The 21,668-nt window shown below is 69.0% G+C and carries 15 protein-coding genes; 14 read left to right on the top strand and 1 reads right to left on the bottom strand.

The window, feature by feature from the left end:
• Positions 1–22 precede the first annotated feature (22 nt).
• The 14 genes from ACT3UN_RS08035 (at position 23) to ACT3UN_RS07970 (ending at position 20,920) form a co-directional block, all read left to right on the top strand.
• Complete coding sequence (locus ACT3UN_RS08035) at positions 23–2,467, top strand: alpha/beta fold hydrolase (RefSeq protein ID WP_444656873.1); 2,445 nt, start codon at positions 23–25, stop codon at positions 2,465–2,467.
• 2 nt (positions 2,468–2,469) lie between these two features.
• Positions 2,470–3,270, top strand: coding sequence for an SDR family NAD(P)-dependent oxidoreductase (locus tag ACT3UN_RS08030; RefSeq protein WP_441582339.1), 801 nt, complete (start codon positions 2,470–2,472; stop codon positions 3,268–3,270).
• 116 nt (positions 3,271–3,386) lie between these two features.
• Positions 3,387–4,130 carry an ABC transporter ATP-binding protein gene (locus ACT3UN_RS08025; RefSeq protein ID WP_441578855.1) on the top strand — a complete coding sequence of 248 codons (744 nt, stop codon included), beginning with the start codon at positions 3,387–3,389 and terminating at the stop codon, positions 4,128–4,130.
• A 5-nt stretch (positions 4,131–4,135) separates the two neighbouring features.
• On the top strand, positions 4,136–6,742 hold the full coding sequence (locus ACT3UN_RS08020) for an ABC transporter permease (RefSeq protein WP_441582338.1): 2,607 nt from the start codon (positions 4,136–4,138) through the stop codon (positions 6,740–6,742).
• A gap of 100 nt (positions 6,743–6,842) precedes the next feature.
• Positions 6,843–8,339, top strand: coding sequence for an MFS transporter (locus ACT3UN_RS08015; RefSeq protein ID WP_444656872.1), 1,497 nt, complete (start codon positions 6,843–6,845; stop codon positions 8,337–8,339).
• A gap of 147 nt (positions 8,340–8,486) precedes the next feature.
• A complete protein-coding gene (locus tag ACT3UN_RS08010) occupies positions 8,487–10,529 on the top strand; it encodes an OPT family oligopeptide transporter (RefSeq protein WP_444656871.1) in 2,043 nt (680 codons plus the stop codon).
• 66 nt (positions 10,530–10,595) lie between these two features.
• Positions 10,596–11,162, top strand: coding sequence for an NADPH-dependent FMN reductase (locus ACT3UN_RS08005; RefSeq protein WP_301443217.1), 567 nt, complete (start codon positions 10,596–10,598; stop codon positions 11,160–11,162).
• A 515-nt stretch (positions 11,163–11,677) separates the two neighbouring features.
• Positions 11,678–12,856: a PucR family transcriptional regulator gene (locus ACT3UN_RS08000; RefSeq protein WP_441582335.1), complete on the top strand. Its 1,179-nt coding sequence runs from the start codon at positions 11,678–11,680 to the stop codon at positions 12,854–12,856.
• Positions 12,857–12,959: 103 nt separating this feature from the next.
• Positions 12,960–13,979 (top strand): ornithine cyclodeaminase family protein, encoded by a 1,020-nt coding sequence (locus ACT3UN_RS07995; protein ID WP_441582334.1) that lies wholly within the window; start codon positions 12,960–12,962, stop codon positions 13,977–13,979.
• Between the two features lie 65 nt (positions 13,980–14,044).
• Positions 14,045–14,692 (top strand): deoxyribose-phosphate aldolase, encoded by a 648-nt coding sequence (gene deoC / locus ACT3UN_RS07990; protein ID WP_301443015.1) that lies wholly within the window; start codon positions 14,045–14,047, stop codon positions 14,690–14,692.
• Positions 14,693–14,740: 48 nt separating this feature from the next.
• Positions 14,741–16,498 (top strand): ABC transporter ATP-binding protein, encoded by a 1,758-nt coding sequence (locus tag ACT3UN_RS07985; protein WP_441582332.1) that lies wholly within the window; start codon positions 14,741–14,743, stop codon positions 16,496–16,498.
• Positions 16,495–18,354: an ABC transporter ATP-binding protein gene (locus ACT3UN_RS07980; protein ID WP_441582331.1), complete on the top strand. Its 1,860-nt coding sequence runs from the start codon at positions 16,495–16,497 to the stop codon at positions 18,352–18,354. Before ACT3UN_RS07985 ends, ACT3UN_RS07980 begins: the two co-directional genes overlap by 4 nt.
• A gap of 50 nt (positions 18,355–18,404) precedes the next feature.
• Positions 18,405–18,869, top strand: coding sequence for an SRPBCC family protein (locus ACT3UN_RS07975; protein ID WP_441582330.1), 465 nt, complete (start codon positions 18,405–18,407; stop codon positions 18,867–18,869).
• Between the two features lie 365 nt (positions 18,870–19,234).
• Entirely contained in the window at positions 19,235–20,920 is a 1,686-nt protein-coding gene (locus ACT3UN_RS07970) for an ABC-F family ATP-binding cassette domain-containing protein (protein ID WP_444656870.1), read from the top strand.
• Positions 20,921–20,942: 22 nt separating this feature from the next.
• Here the strand turns inward: ACT3UN_RS07970 and ACT3UN_RS07965 are convergent, their stop codons facing one another.
• The gene (locus tag ACT3UN_RS07965; RefSeq protein ID WP_301443254.1) at positions 20,943–21,554 is read right to left on the bottom strand and encodes a hypothetical protein; all 612 of its coding nucleotides are present in this window, start codon (positions 21,552–21,554) and stop codon (positions 20,943–20,945) included.
• Positions 21,555–21,668: the final 114 nt, after the last annotated feature.

Genomic DNA, 21,668 nt, shown 5'->3' with positions numbered 1-21,668 from the left:
GAGACATCACTATGGTGTAGCCATGACTACAGAATCTGGCACCGTCGACCAGCCCCTCGATCTGCTGATCGTGGGTGCGGGCCTCTCCGGTATCGACCTCGCCCACCACGTCGCCCAGAACTTCCCCCACTGGTCGTGGGAGATCCACGACACCCACGACGACCTCGGCGGAACCTGGCACACCTTCACCTACCCGGGCATCCGCTCGGACTCCGACATGGCCACCTTTGGGTTCCCCTTCCGCCCCTGGCCGCACAAGGGAACGCTGGGGCAGGGCGCGGACATCAAGGAGTACATCCGCGACGTCGCCCGCGACTGCGGCGCCCTGGAACGGCTGCACACCGGATCCTGGATCAGGGACGCGGACTGGCGGACCGACCTGAACCTCTACGCCGTCACCGCCGTGGGAACGGAAGGGGAGCGCACGATCTACACGCGCCGGATCCACTACGCCTCCGGCTACTACTCCCACGACAAGGGGTTCCGGCCCGACTTCCCCGGCGAGGAGGACTTCACCGGGCAGATCATCCACCCGCAGGAGTGGCCGGAGGACCTCAACGTCGAGGGGTCGAGGATCGTGGTCATCGGCTCCGGAGCCACCGCGATCACCCTGGTCCCGGCGCTGGAGAAGGCCGGGGCGGACGTCACCATGCTGCAGCGCAGCCCCAGCTACGTCGCCCCGCTGCCGGACGTCGACGTCATCAGCGGCATCTGGAGCAGACTGCTGCCCGCCGGGCCCGCCCACCGGGCCGCGCGACTCAACCACGCCGTCCGTGACATGGCACAGTACGTCCTCGCCCAGCGGGCCCCGTGGCTGTTCCGGAACGCGCTGCGGCTGATGCAACGCCCGTACCTGTCCGGGGACCAGATCGACGAGCACTTCACTCCCCGGTACAACCCGTGGGACCAGCGGGTCTGCAAGGCGCCCAACGGCGACATCTTCTCCGCGCTGAAGCGCAACGCCCTCGTCGTCACCGACACCATCGACCATGTCACCGCCGACGGTGTCCGCCTGGACTCGGGCAGGGAGCTGGCCGCCGACGTCATCGTCACCGCCACCGGCCTGGAGCTCGAGGCCTTCGGCGGTGGCACGCTGAGCGTCGACGGGCGGGAACTGGCGCTCGACGAACAGGTCTTCTACCGGGGGATCATGCTGGCCGGCCTGCCGAACTTCAGCTTCACCGTCGGCTACGTGAACGCCTCCTGGACGCTGCGTTCCGACATGGTGTCGCGCTACATGGTGAAGCTGTGGAAGACCGGGGAGGAGTACTACAGCCCGGAACTGCCGCCGGGGCGCAGCGACCGCCCGCTGCTCGACTTCGACGCGGGCTACGTCCGGCGCGGCGTGCACAGGTTCCCCACCCAGGGGGACGCCTCACCGTGGCGGTACACGCAGAACTACCTCACCGAGCTGCCCGGCCTCGCCTTCGGTGACCAGCGTCGGGACATGGCCTTCGGTGACCGCTGCCTGTCGCGCGTGGGACGGTCCCGACCCGGTCCGGCGATCCAGACCGTCGAGGCCGACGGCCCGTTCGTGGCGACCGACCTCCGGGCGCTCCCTCCGACGGAGACGGTCACCGTGGGCGGCCGGACGGTGCGGTTGCGCCGAGGTGGGCCGGGCACGCGGCAGGACGGCCGGGACGTGATCGTCATGATCCACGGCATCGGACGCTCCCTGGAGGACTGGGACGACCAGGCAGTCCTCGTCGGGGAGAACAGTCGCTACATCGCCCTCGACGTCCCCGGCTTCGGGTTCAGCGACCCTGCCGCACGCGTCACCCTCGCCGACACCGCCGAACTGCTCTGGAAGGTCCTCGACGACCTCGGGGAGACCCGGGTCAACCTGGTCGGGAACTCCCTGGGCGGGGCGCTGTCGATGGAGATGACCGCGCAACGTCCCGACCAGGTGTCGAGCGTCTCCCTGGCGGACCCGGTGGGCTTCGGCGACAGCACCACACCGCTGATCCGGTTGATCGCCGTCCCCGGGCTGGGACGGTTCAACGCCGCGACCACCCGCCTGCGGGCGGTCTACCAGCCGGTCGAGCACGTCGTCCTGCGCCGTCCTGGTGCCGTGACCCGCCACCGTCTGGAGGTGCAGCGCCGGATCGCCCGCCACCCGCACCGCTCCGCGACATTCCACTCCTTCGTCCGGCACCTGGGCTCCCCGCTGGGTGTCGCGGAACGGTGGCGTCGCGACCTGCTCGCACGGTTCAGCGACGCCACGGCAGGGCGCATCCCGGTCATGCTGACCTGGGGCAGCAAGGACGCGATCCTGCCGTACCGCGACTTCCGGGCGGGGCTCGAGCAGATCGACGTGCAGGACGCGGTGGTCTTCGACGACTGCGGGCACATGCCCCAGCTGGAGTACCCGCAGGAGTTCGCCGAGCACTACCAGCGCTTCCTGTTCGGCGTGTGGGCGACCCACGGTGACGCCGACACGGGCGTGCGCGACAGGACGGGGAACTGATGATGACCAGGAAGAAGGACGCCGGCCCGCGCACCGTGCTGGTGACCGGGGCGGCCTCGGGCCTGGGTCTGGAGATCTCCCGGCAGTTCCTGGGCAAGGGCGACCGGGTGATCCTCACCGACCTCCACGAGGACGTCCCGTCCGAGGTCCGGTCGCTGGCGGGGGACTGGACGTACCGCCGGCTCGACGTGACCAGCGACGAGGACTGGCAGGCCGCGGCCGCTGACCTGGACTCGTTGGACATCCTCGTCAGCAACGCCGGCATCGCCGTCGGCGGACGGATCACCGAGACCACGGTGGACACCTGGCAGAAGGCCCTGGACATCAACCTCCTCGGCTCGGTGCGCGGACTCCGGGCCTTCGTCCCGAAACTCGCGACCGGCGGACGCATCGTGCTCACGGCGTCCGCGGCCGGCCTCGTCCACGCCCCGGCGATGTCGACGTACAACGCCACGAAGGCCGCGGTGGTGGCGCTCGGGGAGACACTGGACGCCGAACTGAGGCACCGGGGGATCAGCACCACGGTGATCTGCCCGCAGTTCTTCAGGTCAGGTCTCGCCGATTCGCTCGTCGGGGACGACGACGCGATGGACGCCGTGGCCCGCGTCCTCCTCGGCCGGACCTGGCTGACCTCCGAGATCGTCGCGCGCCGGGCGGTGAAGGGTGTCGAGGCCCGCCGGACCGTGGTGACCCCGGACGGGGTGGCGACCCTCTCGTGGTACTCCAAGCGGTTCACCCGGATCCCGTACCTGCTCCTGCTGCGCGCCGCCGGGTGGGGTGTCGCCCGGAAGGCCGGGCGGTAACCGGGGGCACATCTCAGGGTCTTCCCGGAGGTGCCGGCCGGTCCCAGGCCCTACGCTCTAAGGGGTAACGACAGGGAGAGCCGTTCTCCCCGCACCGTGAGAGAGGACAAGACCCAGTGGCAACCGCAACCGCACACTCGGCAGCCCGCGCAGAGGGCCTGACCAAGACCTACGGGGCGGGCGACACCCGCGTCACCGCCCTCGACGACGTCAGCGTGGACTTCACCGCAGGCGAGTTCACCGCCATCATGGGGCCGTCCGGCTCCGGCAAGTCCACGCTGATGCACTGCATGGCCGGCCTGGACAGCCCCACCTCCGGCTCCGCCTTCCTCGGCGACACGGACATCTCCGGTCTCGGCGACAAGGCCCTGACCAGGTTGCGCCGCGACCGGCTGGGGTTCATCTTCCAGTCCTTCAACCTGGTCCCCACCCTCACCGCCGCGGAGAACATCACCCTGCCGATCGACATCGCCGGGGACAAGGTGGACAAGGAGTGGTTCGCCGAGATCACCTCGCGGCTGGGCCTGACCGACCGGCTGGGGCACCGCCCCTCCGAGCTCTCCGGCGGCCAACAGCAGCGCGTCGCCTGCGCCCGCGCCCTGGTGGCGCGTCCGGAGATCATCGTCGGTGACGAGCCGACCGGCAACCTGGACTCCAACTCCTCGGCGGAGGTCCTCGACATCCTGCGTACCGCGGTGGACCGGGACGGCCAGACCGTGGTCATCGTCACCCACGACGCCAAGGCCGCCGCCTACGCCGACCGTGTCGTCTTCCTCGCCGACGGGCGCATCGTGCACGAGCTGCGCGACCCGGACGTGGAGCAGATCCTGGGCACCATGACCGGTATCGAGGGGTTGTAGGGGCCATGTCCTCCCGTTCCTCCTCAGCAACCACCATGCGCCGGGTCTCGCTGCGCAACCTCGCCGCCCACAAGGTCCGCCTCGTGCTCACGGTGCTGGCCGTGGTGCTGGGCACCGCGTTCATCGCCGGCTCGTTGATGTTCACCTCCTCGCTGCAGAAGACCTTCGACACCCTCACCGAGTCCACGACCCGCGGCATCGACGTGGTCGTGTCCGCCCCGCCGTCGGGGACGGCCCTGCCGCTGGACCTCGCCGACGGGCTGGAGGACGTCCCGGGCGTCGACCGGGTCTCCGTCAGCGACGAGGTCACCGTGGTCGTCGCCACCGCCGGGGCGGACGGCACGCAGGAGACCCTGCAGACCGGCGGCGCGCCCGCCTTCGCCATGCCCTGGTACGCGCCGGACGCCGCCGTCGGCCCGGACACCGCCATCGTCGACGGCGAGGCACCGCAGGGCCCCGGCGAGGTCGTCGTCAACAGCACTGCCGCCGAGGAGCACGGTCTCAGCGTCGGTGAGGAACTCACCGTGGTCGACACCTCCGGTTCACACCCGGTGACCGTGTCGGGCATCTACGACATCGACATCGACGGCGGCGGGTTCCTCGGCCTGATGATGGACGAACCGGCGTTCGTCGACACCTTCACCGACGGCGCGACGACCGGCGGATTCTCGCTCGCCGCGGCGTCCGGCACCGGTGCGGACGCCCTGGCCGACGAGGTCGGCGCATACCTCGCCGCCGAGCACCCGGAGTTGGGCGACGTCGAGGTGAAGACCGGCGAACAGGTCGCCGCTGACCAGGCCGCCGAGATCGACCAGGCGCTCAGCTTCGTCAACTACTTCCTCGTCGCCTTCGGTCTGATCGCCCTGGTGGTGGGCACGTTCATCATCGCCAACACCTTCTCGATGATCGTCGCGCAGCGCATGCGCGAGTTCGCGCTGCTGCGTTCCCTCGGTGTGGCCTCCGGCCAGCTGACCGTCTCGGTGGTCTTCGAGGCGGTGGTGGTCGGCATCGTCGGCTCCTTGCTCGGCGTGCTCGCCGGGGTGGGGCTGACGCAGGCGATCTACGCGGTCATCGGCGCCACCGGTGCCGGCCTGCCGAACACCGGTGTGCAGGTCACGGTGGGTTCGGTGGTGCTGCCGCTGATCCTCGGCGTGCTGGTCACGGTGGTCTCCGCCTGGGCCCCGGCCCGACGTGCGGGCTCGGTGCGTCCGGTCGAGGCGATGCGCTCCGGCGACCAGTCGTCCAGCTCGCCGTTGCGTGGGCGCACGGTCACCGGGGCCGTCGTGCTGGCCGTCGGCGTGGTCGCCGCGGTGGTCGGCGTCCTGCTGGACGGGGCGTCCACCGGCCCGCGCGCCTCGCTCGTCGGCGTCGGCGCGTTGGCGGTGATCCTGGGTACGTTCCTGGTGTCCCCGGCGCTGTCGGTGCCGGTGGTGCGCGGCATCGGCGCGGTCGTCGGTGCACCGTTCGGCCAGGTCGGACGCCTGGCGGCGACGAACTCGGGACGTAACCCGCGCCGCACGGCGACGACCGCGTTTGCCCTCACCCTGGGCGTGGCGCTGGTCGCCTGCATCGGCATGCTCGGCGCGTCGATGAAGGCCTCGATCAGCGGCTTCATCGGCGACTCGGTGACCTCGGACTACGTGCTCGCCGGGCCGTCCAACGGCGCCTTCCCCGTCCCGCAGTCCGCGCTCGACGCGGTCCGGGACGTCGACGGTGTGGCGGACGCCGCCGGGTTCGGCTTCCTGCCGGTCACCGTCGGCGGCTACAGCGGCGGCACCGGCGTCATCGACGGTGACCCCACGGTCTCCGGCGGGCTCGTCGGCACCGCCGGCGACGTGACGTTGGACGCCCCGGGCGTCGTCGCCGACGAGGACGTCGCCGCGTCCGAGGGGTGGGACGTCGGTGACGTCCTGCCGCTGACCGTCCGCATGCCGGACGGCCCCGAACGCGAGGTCGGCGAGGTCACGCTGCAGGGCACCTACGAACCCAACGAGCTCTTCGGCGCACACCTGGTGTCCTGGTCGGCGTTGGAGCCGGTGGCCTCCCAGCTCGGGGCCGGGGCCTCGCCGAACCTCTACGCCGTCTTCGTCGACGGCGACGGCTCGGTCAGCACCGACACCCTGCGCGAACGGCTTGAGGACGCCACCGCCGACCAGATCGTGGTCCAGGTGATGACGCCCGAGGAGTACGCCGGGCAGCAGGCCGTGCTCGTCGACCAGATGCTCAACGTGCTCTACGCGCTGCTGGCGCTCGCGGTGGTGGTGGCGGTGCTCGGCATCATCAACACCCTCGCGCTCAACGTCATCGAGCGCCGCCAGGAGATCGGCATGCTGCGCGCCGTCGGCACCCTGCGCGGCCAGGTGCGGCGCATGATCACCCTCGAGGCCGTGCAGATCTCGCTCTACGGCGCACTGCTCGGCGTGGTCGTCGGACTGGGCCTGGGCTGGGCGTTCCTCCAGGTGCTCGCCGCCGAGGGGCTCAGTGAGACCGCGGTGCCGTGGGGCCAGGTCGTGGGCATGGTCGTCGCCTCGGGCGTGGTCGGGGTGGTGGCCGCGGCGTGGCCGGCGGTGAAGGCGTCGCGGGTGCGGCCGCTGGAGGCGATCGCCGACTGACCGGTTCTGAGGGGTTGGTGGAATACTCGCCGCCGGTGGCAGGTTAAGGATCAGTTCCTGAAACAGTTCTGCCGCCGAGCGGTACGAGGAGTACGCCACCGTGAAAGACCGCACCGCGCCGAGCGCACCGCCGCCACCGAAGGCGGGACCGCCGAACCGTCGCTTCTGGGCGGCGGTCACCGTCCTGACCCTCGGTGGGCTGCTCTTCGGCTACGACACCGGCGTGATCAACGGCGCGCTGCCGTCGATGACCGCCGACCTGGGCCTGGAGGAACGCTTCGAGGGGATCGTCACCTCGGCCCTGCAGTTCGGTGCGATTTTCGGCGCCATCTTCGGCGGGCGCGTCGCCGACCGCGTCGGACGACACCGCACCATCGCCGTGGTCGCGGTGGTCTTCATCCTCGGTTCCCTGGGCTCGGTCCTCGCGCCGACCTGGGTGGTGCTGATGCTGTGCCGCATCGTGCTGGGCGTGGCCGTGGGTTCCGCGTCCGGCATCATCCCGATCTGCCTCGCCGAACTCGCGCCGACCCACCTGCGGGGCAGGGTGGTGAACCAGAACGAGTTCATGGTGGTCTTCGGCCAGTTCCTCGCCTTCAGCTTCAATGCGTTGATCGCCCGTGCCGGTGGTGCCGAGGAGGGCGGCACGTGGCGCTGGATGCTGGCGGTGTGTCTCGTCCCGGCCATCGCCCTGTGGGTCGGCATGACCATCGTCCCGGAGTCCCCGCGCTGGCTCGCCGGCCACGGACGTATCGAGGAGATGCTCGACGCCCTGCGCACCATCCGGGAGAAGGTCTACGGCTCCCCGGACTACGAGACCTCGCGCTACAACGACAACTCCCCGCAGCCGGACAGTGACGAGATCACCCACCCGGTCGCCGGCGACGTCGAGGGCGTGCGCTCGCTCGCCGACCACGACGCCGGGGCGTCCTCCCGCCGGTTCCGTGACCTCTTCGCCGAACCGTGGATCAGGCGCGTGATGCTCATCGGGTTCGGCATGGCGGTGATCAACCAGATCTCCGGCATCAACGTGATCCAGTATTACGGCGTGACGATCCTCACCCAGGCCGGGTTCGAGGGCAACACCGCCTTCACCGTGAACCTGCTGATCGGTGTGGCCGGGGTGGTCGGCATGCTGCTGTCGATGTTCCTGAACACGCGCGTACGCCGGCGGCGCATGCTGATGAGCGGGCTGACCGGCACGGTGATCACGCTGACGCTCATGGCGCTGGTCTCGATGGTGGTGCCGGACGACGTCGAGGCGAAGAAGTGGGTCATCCTCGCCGCGATCGTCGCCTTCGTGGGCATCATGCAGTGTGCCGTGGGCGCGATGACCTGGCTGTTCATGTCGGAGATCTTCCCGATGCGCGTGCGCGGCGAGGCGATGGGCCTGGCCGCGGGCGTGCAGTGGTCGGTGAACTTCTGCGTGGCCCTGTTCTTCCCCTACCTCATGGACGCCATCGGTTTCGGCCCGACGGTGTTCATCTTCGTCGGCCTGCAGCTCGTCGCCCTGGTGTGGGTGTACCGGGTGGTGCCTGAGACCAAGGACAAGACACTGGAGACCATCGAGCAGGAATTCCGGGACTCCGTGGGCCAGTAGTGTTGCGAAAGAATGTATAGCCCGCTGTTCTATCTGTGGTACGGGGGACTAGAGTTTCACAGGTCCCACAACTGAACCGATGACGCCTGCGGCCGACGTTCCGACGAAACGACGCTGCCGCGCCGTCCGTGAAAGCGAGCCAACGACATGGCCGACGACAACAACGCCTCGACCACGACCCAGAAAAGCGCACGTTCCCCGATCCGGGAGCTGACGCTGCGTGCGGTCATCCTCGGTGGTCTGATCACCCTGGTGTTCACCGCCGCGAACGTCTACCTGGGCCTGAAGGTCGGGCTGACCTTCGCCACCTCCATCCCGGCCGCGGTGATCTCCATGGCGGTGCTGCGGCGGATGCAGAACCACAGCATCACCGAGAACAACATCGTGCAGACCATCGCCTCTGCCGCCGGCACGCTCTCGGCGATCATCTTCGTGCTCCCCGGCCTGATCATGATCGGCTGGTGGACGGGCTTCCCCTACTGGACGACGATGCTGGTCTGCCTCATCGGCGGTGTGCTGGGCGTGATGTACTCCATCCCGCTGCGTCGTGCACTGGTCACCGGCTCCGACCTGCCCTTCCCCGAGGGCGTGGCGGCGGCCGAGGTGCTCAAGGTGGGGGAGGACGACCCCCACGGCCACGGCGAAGGTGCCGACGACAACGACGACAACGACGACAACGCCGACAACCGTGACGGCCTGCGCGCCATCGTCGTCGGCGCGCTCGCGTCGGCCGGCATGTCCCTGCTCTCCGCGCTGAAGGTCGGTGCGTCCGAGGTCGCCGGGACCTTCCGCATCGGTGCGGGCGGCACGATGGCCGGCGGCAGCCTGTCGCTGGCGCTGATCGGCGTGGGCCACCTCGTGGGCCCCACGGTGGGTATCGCGATGATCGTCGGCCTGGTGATCTCCTTCGGCGTGCTGCTGCCGGTGTTCACCAGCGGGGACGTCCCCGTGGTCGGTGACATCTCCGAGGTCGTCTCCGACACCTTCGCCAGCGACGTGCGTTTCGTCGGCGCCGGTGCGATGGCCATCGCCGCGGTCTGGACCCTGGTGAAGATCATCGGCCCGGTCATCCGCGGCATCACCGCCTCGTTGGCGGCCTCGCGCGCCCGGAAGCAGGGCGAGCAGGTCGCCCTGGCGGAGCGCGACATCCCGGTGAAGGTCCTCGTGGTCACCGTCCTGGCGCTGATGCTGCCGATCGGCTGGCTGCTGTGGTCCTTCCTCAGCGGCACCGGCGTGAGCCACCACACCGGCCCGCTGATCACCCTGAGCATCCTGTTCGTGCTGGTCCTGGGCCTGGTCATCGCCGCGGTGTGCGGTTACATGGCCGGTCTGATCGGTTCGTCCAACAGTCCGATCTCCGGGGTCGGCGTGATCGTGGTGCTGCTCGCGGCGCTGCTGATCAAGCTGGTCACCGGCAACGACGACGGCGGCAACCCCACCGCGCTGGTGGCCTACACGCTGTTCACGGCCACGGTGGTCTTCGGTGTCGCCACGATCTCGAACGACAACCTCCAGGACCTCAAGACCGGTCAGCTCGTCGGCGCGACGCCGTGGAAGCAGCAGACCGCCCTGATCATCGGCGTGGTCTTCGGCTCCCTGATCATCCCGCCGGTGATGGGCCTGATGGCCACGGCCTTCGGTTTCGCCGGCACCCCGGGTGCGGGTCCGGACGCCCTGGCCGCCCCGCAGGCCGGCCTGCTGTCCTCGGTCGCCGAGGGCATCTTCGGTGACTCGCTGGACTGGGGCCTGATCGGCCTGGGTGCGTTGATCGGCATCGGCGTGATCATCGTCGACGAGGTGCTCACCCGCACCTCCGGCAAGCGTTTCAGCCTGCCGCCGCTGGCCGTCGGCATGGGCATGTACCTGCCGGTCAGCCTCACCCTGATCATCCCGATCGGTGCGTTCATCGGCTGGTTCTACAACCGCTGGGCGGACGGACGCTCCAACGCCGAGTCGGCGAAGCGCCTGGGTGTGCTGGGTGCCACGGGCCTGATCGTGGGCGAGAGCCTCTTCGGTGTGCTCAACGCCGGCATCATCGCCGCCTCCGGCGACTCCGACGCCCTGGCGATCATGCCGGCGGGCTGGGAGGGCGCCTCTCACTGGGTCGGCGTGCTGCTGTTCGTGGGCATCGTCGTGGGCCTGTACCGGTGGGTGTGCTCGCGCGCCGCACGGGACTATGCTCAGAAGTAGTTGACGTGTCAACTATGATATCGTCGTGCGGGTAGGTAACCCCGAAAGAACCCAAGGAGCACAACCATGACCAGCATCGGCATCATCGCAGGTTCCAGCCGTCCCGGCGCCTTCAACCCCCAGGTCGTCGCCTGGGTCAAGGAGCAGCTCGACGCCGCCGACGTGGACAGCACCGTGGTCAACTTCGCCGACTACGACCTCCCCGTCCTCGACGAGGAGATCCCCGGTGGCGCACACAAGTACGCCAACGAGCACACCAAGGCCTGGGGTGCGGCCCTGGAGCCCTTCGACGGCTACATCGTGGTGACCCCCGAGTACAACCACTGCGTGCCCGGTCCGCTGAAGAACGCCATCGACTTCGTGGGCTCCGAGTTCGCCCACAAGCCCGTCGCCTTCGTCTCCTACGGGGCCGACAAGGGTGTGCGCGCCGTCGAGGCGTGGCGCTCCGTCTTCGCGAACTTCAAGGCGGCCACCGTACGCGACACCGCCTCCTTCTCCATCTTCACCGACGCCACCGACGGGGAGTTCACCCCGCAGGAGACCTCCACCGCCCCGTTCGCCGGCCTGCTGCGCGACCTCCTGGCCTGGGCCGAGGGCTTCGCCGTGGTGCGAGACCGCCTCTCGGCGAAGTGACCGGACGGGTCACGTACCGCAGCTGACGGCCTGGCGCAGGCCTCCTCCACCGCGTTGGCGTAGTAGGACCGGCCGGCGTCGCGGCGGCGCAGTCGATCGCCTACTGCGCGGCCGGGACGATGCCCCTGACGTAGCCGTAGGGCACCACGAGAATGAACTTGTGAACGGGTTCGATGGTTTCCACGATGCGGTCAGCTGACTGTCGAGGGCCTGCCCGTTGGCGCCGGAACCGAGCACCACGTATTTGCCGAGCGCGCCCGCCGACGCCATCGCCGCGATCGGGTCTTCCTCGCCGCCAGCGCGGCGGCACCCACCGGTAGGATGCTTCTGTCAGTGCGAGACACACGAGCATGGACACCGTGCCTCCGAGCGTGGAAGTTCAGGTCGCGGGCGACTGGTAGTCTGTGATCCCTGGCTTGTGCGCCGTCGTGTGTACGGATCGACCCGCGCCCCGCTGGTCAGAGGATCGCACCACCCCGACGGTCCGCCGATGATGCACCGGGAGGGCAATTACCGTGACGGATGTTCAGCCGTTACTCGACCAACTGGCCAACACATTGCGTCGGTCGATCGCCATCGACGATCCAGAGGGACGATTGATCGCCTCAAGCCGTCATTTCGGTGACGAGGACGGGCCACGGGTCAATGTGGTGCTGACCCGTGACATGGACCGACGGGTCCACAGGTACCTCCATTCGTTCGGGATACGGACCGCGACAGGCAGGATCATGATCCCGGAGAACCGGGAACTCGGCCTGCGTGCGCGGTGCTGCTACCCCTTGCGATGGCAGGGCAAGCTCGGTGGTTTCCTGTGGTTGATCGGTCCGGACGTGAACGACGGTGACGTCCGGCCGTATGTTGAACGAATCGCCGGGATCCTCGGCCAACGTCCCTCGCCAGCTGGCGAACACGCCGAACGTTCGCGTCTGGCGGCGCAACTGTTGGACCCCCACCAGGACATCGGGGAGGCCCTGCGGGGACTACGCGACCACGGGGTCGGAGCTGAGCGCACGGCGACCAAGATCATCACCGTGCTGTTGCCTGAGGGGATCGAGGCTCCTCCTACCGCCAGTTCGCCGGTATTGGGCGCGTGGAACGGGCCGGACCGTCATGTGATCGTCATCGACCGTGCAGACGGCGCGGTGGTGTTGCTGAACATGCCGGACGGAGTCGCGACCGACACGACCCTCCTCGCCGTCCGTCTGCAAGAGGAACTGGCCGAATATGCCCCGAAGGTCGGGGTGAGTGAAACGGGGCTCCTCGCTGAGGCGCGGAAACTCCACCGCCACAGCGAACTTGCCGCTCACGCCGGCACGGTGGTCGGCACCTGCGGGCCGGTCACGGACTGGGAAACGTTCTACCCGTACAACCTGATCCTTGACGCCGCCAGCGACCGCCACCATGCTTCGCTCGTTCCGGATGCGGTCACACCTCTGCTTGACCCGTCGCACGGCGTCCTCAGGACCACCGCCGAGACCTACCTAGACTGCGGCGGAGACCGGGGCATGACCTCTGCGGCCCTGTTCATCCACCGCAGCACCCTCTACTACCGCCTGAATCAGATCGGTAAGTTGACCGGGCTCGACCTCAGCACGGGGCATGACCGCCTCATCATGCACGTAGCGCTCAAGGTTGAACGTCTGCTCGATGCCGTGGACCAGCGCATTCCACAGGATGAGGAACGGAGAGGCTGAACTTCCTCTCCAGCGCGGATGACCCGGCGGGCGGGGCACCCCAGGATGGATCTCACGAGCGAGATACCCTCGCCGTCCGAACATCGAGAGTCAGGGGCACGCCATGACAGAAACCACCGCATCCTCCCAGTCCGCCGGTCTCGAGCTCGGCAAGGACATCCTGTACCTCACCAAACAGGACGTCCTCGACCTGGGCATCAATCGCCGGGAGATCCTCGACATCACCAGCGACACCTTGGTCGAACACGGGAACCACCGCTACGAGATGCCGGCGAAGATCGGCGTGCACCCGTACCCGGAGGTCTTCTACCACGCGATGCCAGCCTACGTGCCCGAGATGAACGCCGTGGGATGCAAGTGGATCGAGTGCTACCCGAACAACCCGCAGAAGTTCGGCCTTCCGCAGACGACCGGACTGATGGTGATCAACGACGTCGAATCGGGTGTTCCGTTGGCGATCATGGACTCGACGTGGGTCACAGCGATGCGCACGCCTGCAGTCACGGTCCTGTCGGCAGCCACCCTGCACCCGGGGGCCGAGACCTTCGGGATGTTCGGCTGCGGGGTGCAGGGCAAGGAGCACATCCGTTTCGCTGCCGAGGCGATGCCTGACCTGAAGAAGGTCTTCGTCTACGACCACCGCGAGTCCGCAGCAGACGCCCTGATCGCGGAGCTGCAGGGAGAGGTTCCCTTCACCCTGGTCAAGGGAGAATCGCCTGAGGCGGTCGCCAAGAGCTGCGAGGTGCTCAGTTCGGCCACCGTGATCCTGAAGGAGCCGATGTCCGTCGTCAAGCGGGGTTGGGTCGGGGCAGGGCAGACGATCCTGCCCTGCGACCTGAACACCTTCTGGGATCCGGACATCGCACGCCTGGCGGACAAGTACATCGTCGACAGCATCGAAGAACATGAGCTGTTCAACCAGATGGGGTACTTCCCGGATGGACTGCCCTCCATCACCTCGGAGACGGGTGAGGTCCTCGCCGGTGTGAAGCCGGGTCGGGAGAACTCCGACCAGCTCATCGTCAACAGCAATATCGGTATGGCGGTATGCGACGTGACCGTTGGGCGTGCGATCTACGACCGCGCCCTGAGCACCTCCGTGGGAACACGACTCGAGCTGTAGCGCGACCTGCGGATTGTGTTAGGGGTGCACGGTCGGCCCACGCCCCGCGCGGTAGGCTTCGGGACATGCAGCGCACCGACCTCGCCCGCCTTATCGACCACACCCTGCTCAAGCCGGAGGCCACACCCGCCGACGTCGCCGCCCTCGCGCACGAGGCGGGGGAGCTGGGCACGTACGCGATCTGCGTCTCGCCGTCCCAGCTGCCGGTCGCCACGCCGGACGGCGTGCGCGTGGCCACGGTGGTCGGCTTCCCGTCCGGTGCGGTGAAGGCCGAGGTCAAGGCCACCGAGGCGGCACGCGCGGTCGCCGACGGTGCCGACGAGGTCGACATGGTCGTCAACCTCGCCCTGCTCAAGGAGGGGCGCGACGAGGAGCTGGCCCACGAGATCGCCGTGGTGCGCGCCGCGGTGCCCGCACCGGGCGTGCTCAAGGTCATCATCGAGTCGGCGGCCCTGACCGACGGGGAGGTCCTGACCGCCTGCCGCTGCGCGGAGGACGCCGGGGCCGACTTCGTGAAGACGTCCACCGGCTTCCACCCGGCGGGCGGGGCGAGCGTGCACGCCGTGGAACTGATGCACGGGGCCGTCGGGGGACGCCTCGGCATCAAGGCGTCCGGCGGGATCCGCACCCGCGACGCCGCCGAGGCGATGGTCGCCGCCGGCGCCACGCGCCTGGGCCTGTCGTCCTCCGCGGCGGTGCTCGGCGCCTGTTGAGGGCATGCTTCCTGGCAGGTCAGGTACATAATCGCCTACACTGTCGGGGTGCAACTTCTTCGCCTCGTGGGTAGGTACGCCCGTCAGTACCCGGGGCTGTTGGTGGCAGTCCTCCTTCTTCAGATCGTCTCCACCTTCGCGACGCTCTACCTCCCCCGTCTCAACGCCGACATCATCGACCAGGGTGTGTCCCGTGGCGACATCGGCTACATCTGGTCCACCGGCGGCATCATGGTCGCCGTGGCATTCGTGCAGGTCATCACCGCCGTTGCGGCGACCTGGTGCGCCGCGCGTCTGGCGATGTCCGTCGGACGCGACGTCCGGCGCGACGTCTACCGCAGCGTGGACCGCTTCAGCGCCCAGGACATGGGCACCTTCGGGGTGCCCACGCTGATCACCCGCGGCACGAACGACGTGCAGCAGGTGCAGATGGTCTTCGTGATGTTCCTGAGCTTCATGGTCACCATGCCGATCATGTGCATCGGCGGCATCGTCATGGCGCTGCGCGAGGACGCCGGCCTGTCGTGGCTGGTGTGGGTCTCCGTCGCCGTGCTGCTGGTCGTCGTGGGCACGATGGTCGCCCGTCTGGTGCCGCTGTTCGGCTCGATGCAGGACCGCATCGACGCCATCAACGGCGTGATGCGTGAGCAGATCACCGGCATCCGGGTGATCCGCGCCTTCGTCCGCGAGAAGTTCGAGACCAGGCGTTTCGAGGACGCCAACCAGGCCGTCGCCTGGGTCTCCGAGCGCGTGGGACGCGTGTTCGTCCTGATGGGCCCGGTGATCATGGTCGTGCTGCACGGTGCGACGGCGGCGGTGCTGTGGTTCGGCGGCCACCGCGTGGCCGACGGGGCGATCGAGGTCGGCTCGCTGACCGCGTTCATGCAGTACCTGCTGCAGATCCTCGTGGCGGTGATGATGGGCTCGTTCATGGCGATGATGCTGCCGCGCGCGATCGTGTGCGCCGGACGCATCCAGGACGTCCTCGGCCACGAACCGTCCATCACCGAGCCGGAGGCCGATCCGTCGGTGGAGACCGTGTCGCCGACGCAGGTGCGCGGCGAGCTGGAGTTCCGCGACGTGTCCTTCACCTACCCGGGCGCGGACAAGCCGGTGCTCACCGACGTGAGCTTCACGGTGCGCCCCGGGCAGACCACCGCGGTGATCGGGGCGACCGGCTCCGGCAAGTCCACGCTGGTCAACCTCATCCCACGCCTGTTCGCGCCGACGTCCGGCGAGGTGCTCATCGACGAGGTGCCCGTCGCGGCGATGCCGCGTAAGGACCTCGCCCGCGCCGTCGGCCTGGTGCCGCAGAAGGCGTTCCTGTTCTCCGGGACGGTGGCGTCCAACCTGCGTTTCGGACGCACCGACGCCACCGACGACGAACTGTGGGACGCGCTGCGCGTCGCGCAGGCCGACGGTTTCGTGCGCAGCCGCGGTGACGGCGAGGCCGCAGGCCTGGCGTCCCCGGTGGCGCAGGGCGGCACGGACGTCTCCGGCGGCCAGCGCCAGCGCCTGTGCATCGCCCGCGCGCTCGTCGCCGCGCCGAAGGTGTACGTCTTCGACGACTCCTTCTCCGCCCTGGACGTGCGCACCGACGCCGCGCTGCGCGCCGCACTGCACCCCGGGACCAGGGACGCGGCGGTGGTCACCGTCGCACAGCGGGTGTCCACGGTGCGTGACGCCGACCAGATCCTGGTGCTGGACAAGGGGCGCATCGTCGCCCGCGGGACGCACGACGACCTGCTGGCGTCCAGCGACACCTACCGCGAGATCGTCGAGTCGCAGATGGAGGCACAGCGATGAGTGACACCGAAGTGACTGAATCGACGGAGGTCACAGAAGTTACCGACCGGGGCGCGGAGTCCGCGCCGCGGTCGGCGAAGGCCTTCTGGCCCTCGGCGCTGCGCATGGTGGCGCTGATGGCGCCCCGCAAGATCGCGCTGACGTGGGTCTTCGTCCTGCTCGTGGTGTGCGTGGTGCTGACCGTCTACGCGCCGAAGGTCCTCGGCGACGCCGTCGACGTGATCTACGACGGCGTGCTCGCCACCTGGAACGGTGAGCCCGGCGCCGGCATCGACTTCGGCGAACTCGGCCGGCTCATCGGCATCGTGCTGGGCATGTACGTGGTGGCCTCCGTGTTCAACTGGGCGCAGGGGTTCATCCTCAACAAGATCGTCGTCGCGGTGATCGTGGAGCTGCGCACCGACGTGGAGCGCAAGGTCCACCGCCTGCCGCTGAGCTTCTACGACTCGCGGCAGAAGGGCGACCTGCTCTCGCGCACCACCAACGACGTGGACAACGTCCAGCAGGCCCTCCAGCAGGCGCTGAGCCAGTTCGCCTACTCCGGCATGATGATCATCGGCGTGACCGTGATGATGTTCCGGGTGTCCTGGCAGCTCGCGATCGTCGCGCTGCTGGCCCTGCCGCTGACCGCCATCGTCGTCGGCATCGTCGGCACCCGGGCGCAGAAGCAGTACGGCGCGCAGTGGGCCGGCACCGGCAAGGTCAACGGGCATGTCGAGGAGGCCTTCACCGGCCACGAACTGGTCGTGGCCTACGGTCGGCAGGACGAGATGTCGGTGACCTACGACGAGCGCAACGAGGAGCTCTACCAGGCCAGCGCGAAGGCGCAGTTCCTGTCCGGCATGATGATGCCGCTGATGCAGTTCCTCAACTACCTCAGCTACGTGGTCATCGCCGTGTTCGGCGGCCTGCGCGTGGCGAACGGGCAGATGAGCCTGGGTGCGGCGACGGCGTTCATCCAGTACTCCCGCGAGTTCAACCAGCCCCTCGGCGAGCTCGCCGGGATGATGACGATGGTGCAGTCCGGTGTGGCCTCCGCCGAGCGCGTCTTCGAGCTGCTCGACGCCGAGGAGCAGGACGCCGACCCGTCCGCCACGGCCTCGCCGCAGGCCGTGCGCGGCCGCGTGGAGTTCCGCGACGTCTCCTTCGGGTACTCGCCGTCCACCCCGCTGATCGAGCACCTGAACCTGGACGTGGAACCCGGGCAGACCGTGGCGATCGTCGGGCCCACCGGTGCCGGCAAGACCACGATGGTGAACCTGATCATGCGGTTCTACGAGGTCACCGGCGGTGCGATCTACGTCGACGGTGTCGACTCGCGCGCCATGGGGCGCGCCGAGCTGCGCTCGCGCACCGGCATGGTCCTGCAGGACGCCGTCCTGTTCGACGGCACCATCCTGGAGAACATCCGTTACGGCCGGCTCGACGCCACCGACGAGGAGGTCAGGGACGCGGCGAAGGCCGCCTACGTCGACCGCTTCGTCCACGCCCTGCCGGACGGCTACGACACCGTCATCGACCAGGACGGCGGATCGGTCTCGGCAGGTGAGCGCCAGCTGATCACCATCGCGCGCGCCTTCCTCGCGGAACCGGAGATCCTGATCCTGGACGAGGCCACCTCGTCGGTGGACACCCGTACCGAGGTGCTGGTGCAGAAGGCGATGAACGCGATCCGCGCCCGGCGGACGTCCTTCGTGATCGCCCACCGGCTGTCCACCATCCGCGACGCCGACCGCATCCTGGTGATGGTCGACGGCACGATCGTGGAGCAGGGGTCCCACGACGAACTCCTGGCCGCCGACGGCTCCTACGCGGAGCTCTACCGCAGCCAGTTCGCCGCCGGCGGCGCGGTGTAGGTGCGCGGGGTCTGGCCGGCCCCGTCGTGCGTCCGACTACGCTGAATCCCATGGCCTACGAGATCAGCGACTCCGTCACCATCCACGCGACCCCCGCGGAGGTCTTCGACCTCGTCAGCGACGTCACGCGCACGGGGGAGTGGAGCGCCCAGTGCCACCGCGCACAGTGGGACTCCGACGCACGGGGCGACGGCGCGACGTTCACCGGGCACAACCGCACCGCGGAGAGGGAGTGGTCGACAATCTCCGAGGTCGTCTCCGCACGTCCGGGCCAGGAGTTCTCCTGGCGGGTGACCTCCAGCGGCACGCGGTGGGGGTTCCGCATGGAGCCGGTGAACCGGCGGGAGGACGCCACGGTGCTCACCGAGTACACCGCCTTCACCGCCGACGGCGAGCGGTACTTCCGGCAGAAGTTCGGCGACGACGCCGCCGCGCAGGAGGCTGACCGGAAGGACGCCGCCACCTACGGCATCACCGAGACCCTCCAGAAGATTAAGGGGATCCTCGAGGGGTGAGGTGCTGTTGACCGGAGTGGGGAGTCTCTTCGACCTGGCGGGGACAGCTACCCTCCGGAGGGTGCAGGAGATGATGCCACCGCCTCCACCGCGCAGGAGCGTCGATCAGATCCTGGTGGACGCGAGCATGGTCGCGTTCTCGGAGACCGGATCGCAGAAGAACTCCGTGACAACCCAGTCCTCTTCGCCCGGGTAACTGCCCTCATCGCAGGTATCGAGATCGTTTCGTTGCCTGCGGTGGACCTTCCCCACATGTGACGCTATGCTCGGTCCCATGCGGAAGTAGAACCCCTGAATCGTCCTGCGCCCGAGGCGGCCGACCGCCCGGCGGGACACCTAATCATCTCCACTCAGGGAGTTCCCCCATGTCTACTATTCCCACGCCCGTCTCCATGTCCGGCTCCGCGTCACAGTCCCCGCTGCAGATCGACGGCCTCTCCGTCCAGATCGCCGGGACCCGGGTCCTCACCGACGTGTCCTTCGTCGTCCCGCCAGGTCAGCGCGCCGGCCTGATCGGCGAGAACGGCTCGGGCAAGTCCACCCTGCTGCACGCCGTCCACGGTTCGCTGCCGGAGGCGGCGACCACCGCCGGTGCGGTGGACGTCGGCTCGTCGCGGGTGGGCCTGCTCCACCAGCAGGCACCGTTCGCCGACGACGAGACCGTCGCCGGCGCGTTGGAGTCCGCCGTCGCCGCCGAGCGGCGCGCCGCGTCCGACCTGGAGCGCGCCGCCGACCCCTACGACGCCGGGGCCTACGGCGAGGCGTTGGACCGCGCCGAGCGTCTCGACGTGTGGGGCACCGATGCGCGCATGTCCGCGACGCTCGCGGGCCTCGGCCTCGCCGCGGTGCCGCCGGAGCGTCCTGCCGGGGAGCTGTCCGGTGGCCAGCGGGCGCGTCTGTCGTTGGCGTGGCTGCTGCTCAACCGCCCGGACGTGCTGCTGCTCGACGAGCCCACCAACCACCTCGACGACGCGGCGACGGAGTACCTGGTCAGCGTGTTGAACGCGTGGAAGGGGCCGGTGCTGTTCGCCAGCCACGACCGCGCGTTCCTCGACCTCGCGGCGTCCTGCGTGGTGGACCTGGACCCCGCGCCGACGCAGGTCGGCGCGCAGGGCGGCGTGACCCGCTACACCGGCAACTACACCGACTACCTCGCCGCGCGCCGGGACGTCCGGCAGCGCTGGGAGCGGCAGTACCGCGACGAGCAGGCGGAGCTGAAACGCCTGCGTGCCGGGGTGCGCGACAACCACCAGGTCGGGCACACCAACCGCGACATCCAGGTGGAGAACAAGATCACGAAGAAGTTCTACGGCGACCGCAATGCGAAGGTCGTGTCGCGCCGGGTGAACGACTCGCGCTCGCGGCTCGAGAAACTCGAGGAGTCGCAGGTCCGCAAGCCGCCGGCCGAGCTGACGTTCGCCGGACTCACCGCCGCAGGACGCGACGACACCGCAGGACGCACGGGGCCGGTGCTCATCGCCGCCGGCGTCGAGGTCGCCGGGCGGCTGCCGCGCACCAGCGTCACCGTGAACGGTGACGAGAAACTCCTGGTCACCGGGCCGAACGGCTCGGGCAAATCGACCCTGCTGGAGGTGCTGGCGGGCACATTGGCCCCCTCGGCGGGCACGGTCGGCGGTGTGGGTTCCGGTGCAGGCTCGGGCGTGAGCGTGGGGCACCTGACCCAGGAGGTCGTCCTGCCGGACCCGGCGGGACGCGGCCCGGGCCGCACGGTGGAGCGCGCCTACCGCGACGCCGTCGGTGACGAACTTGCGGACGCCGTGCCGCTGGCGACGTTCGGGCTGATCCACCCGCGCGACGAGTCGCGGCCGTTGGCTGAGCTGAGTCTCGGCCAGCAACGACGCGTCTCCCTGGCGGTACTGCTCGCCGACCCGCCGGACGTGCTGCTGCTCGACGAGCCCGACAACCATCTGTCGTTGTCCCTGGTCACCGCGTTGGAGGAGGCGATCCCCGCCTACCCGGGTGCGGTCGTGGTCGCCTCGCACGACCGGTGGCTGCGCCGACGGTGGGCAGGGGAGCGCCTGGAACTGTAGGCGCTGTGCGGTGTGCAGGAACTCAGTCGATCGGCGGGAAGTTCGGCTCCGGGACCCAGTCCGGCCGGGGCATCCAGAATCGGGTCGGCTGCTGTGCCGCGATGAAGAAGCTGCCACCGATGACGTCGTTCTCGATGAGGATCTCGTCCTGCGTCTCGGCCATCACCTGGTAGTCCCCGGCGGTGATTCGCGAGCCGGCCTCCAGTGGTTCGGCGTCTGCCTCGGTGAACTCCTTCTGCAGGTCGGGATCGGTAAGCGCGGCGCTGGGGACGAACATGGTGTCCCGGTACTCGAGCCCGGTGGTCGCCTCGCCATCCTCCGTCCGCATCGGTTCCTCGAGGGTGAGCAGGCAGGCGAAGTCGGAGCCGACCTTGTCGTTGAGCTCGCTGTCGACGGAGCAGACCCCGCCGTCGGGAAGGGTGAACATGTACCCGCCACCGTCGACGGCGAAGCGTTCGGGATCCCCGGCGGACGGGTCGCCCGAAGGTTGCGAGGCGTCGGACGCTGATGCGGACGCGGGTGCCGATGTCGGCGGTTCCGTTGACGGAGCAGCGTCCCCCTCACTGCTGCATCCGCTCAGGGCGGCGATGGTGCCGAGTGCGATCACGCCGGTGATGGTCGTCGACGTTCTCATCGGGACCGTCCTTTCGTTCGGAGGCGGGAAACGTGTTCCTCATGAAAACTTAGTCTGGTCGAGACTACACGCCGTCCAGGTGCGGCCTGAGGAGCAACGGCGCTCCTCGAGTGT

This window comes from Corynebacterium sp. AOP12-C2-36 (assembly GCF_052379185.1).
Lineage (GTDB): Bacteria > Actinomycetota > Actinomycetes > Mycobacteriales > Mycobacteriaceae > Corynebacterium.
This window is presented reverse-complemented; position numbering and strand designations above follow the sequence as displayed.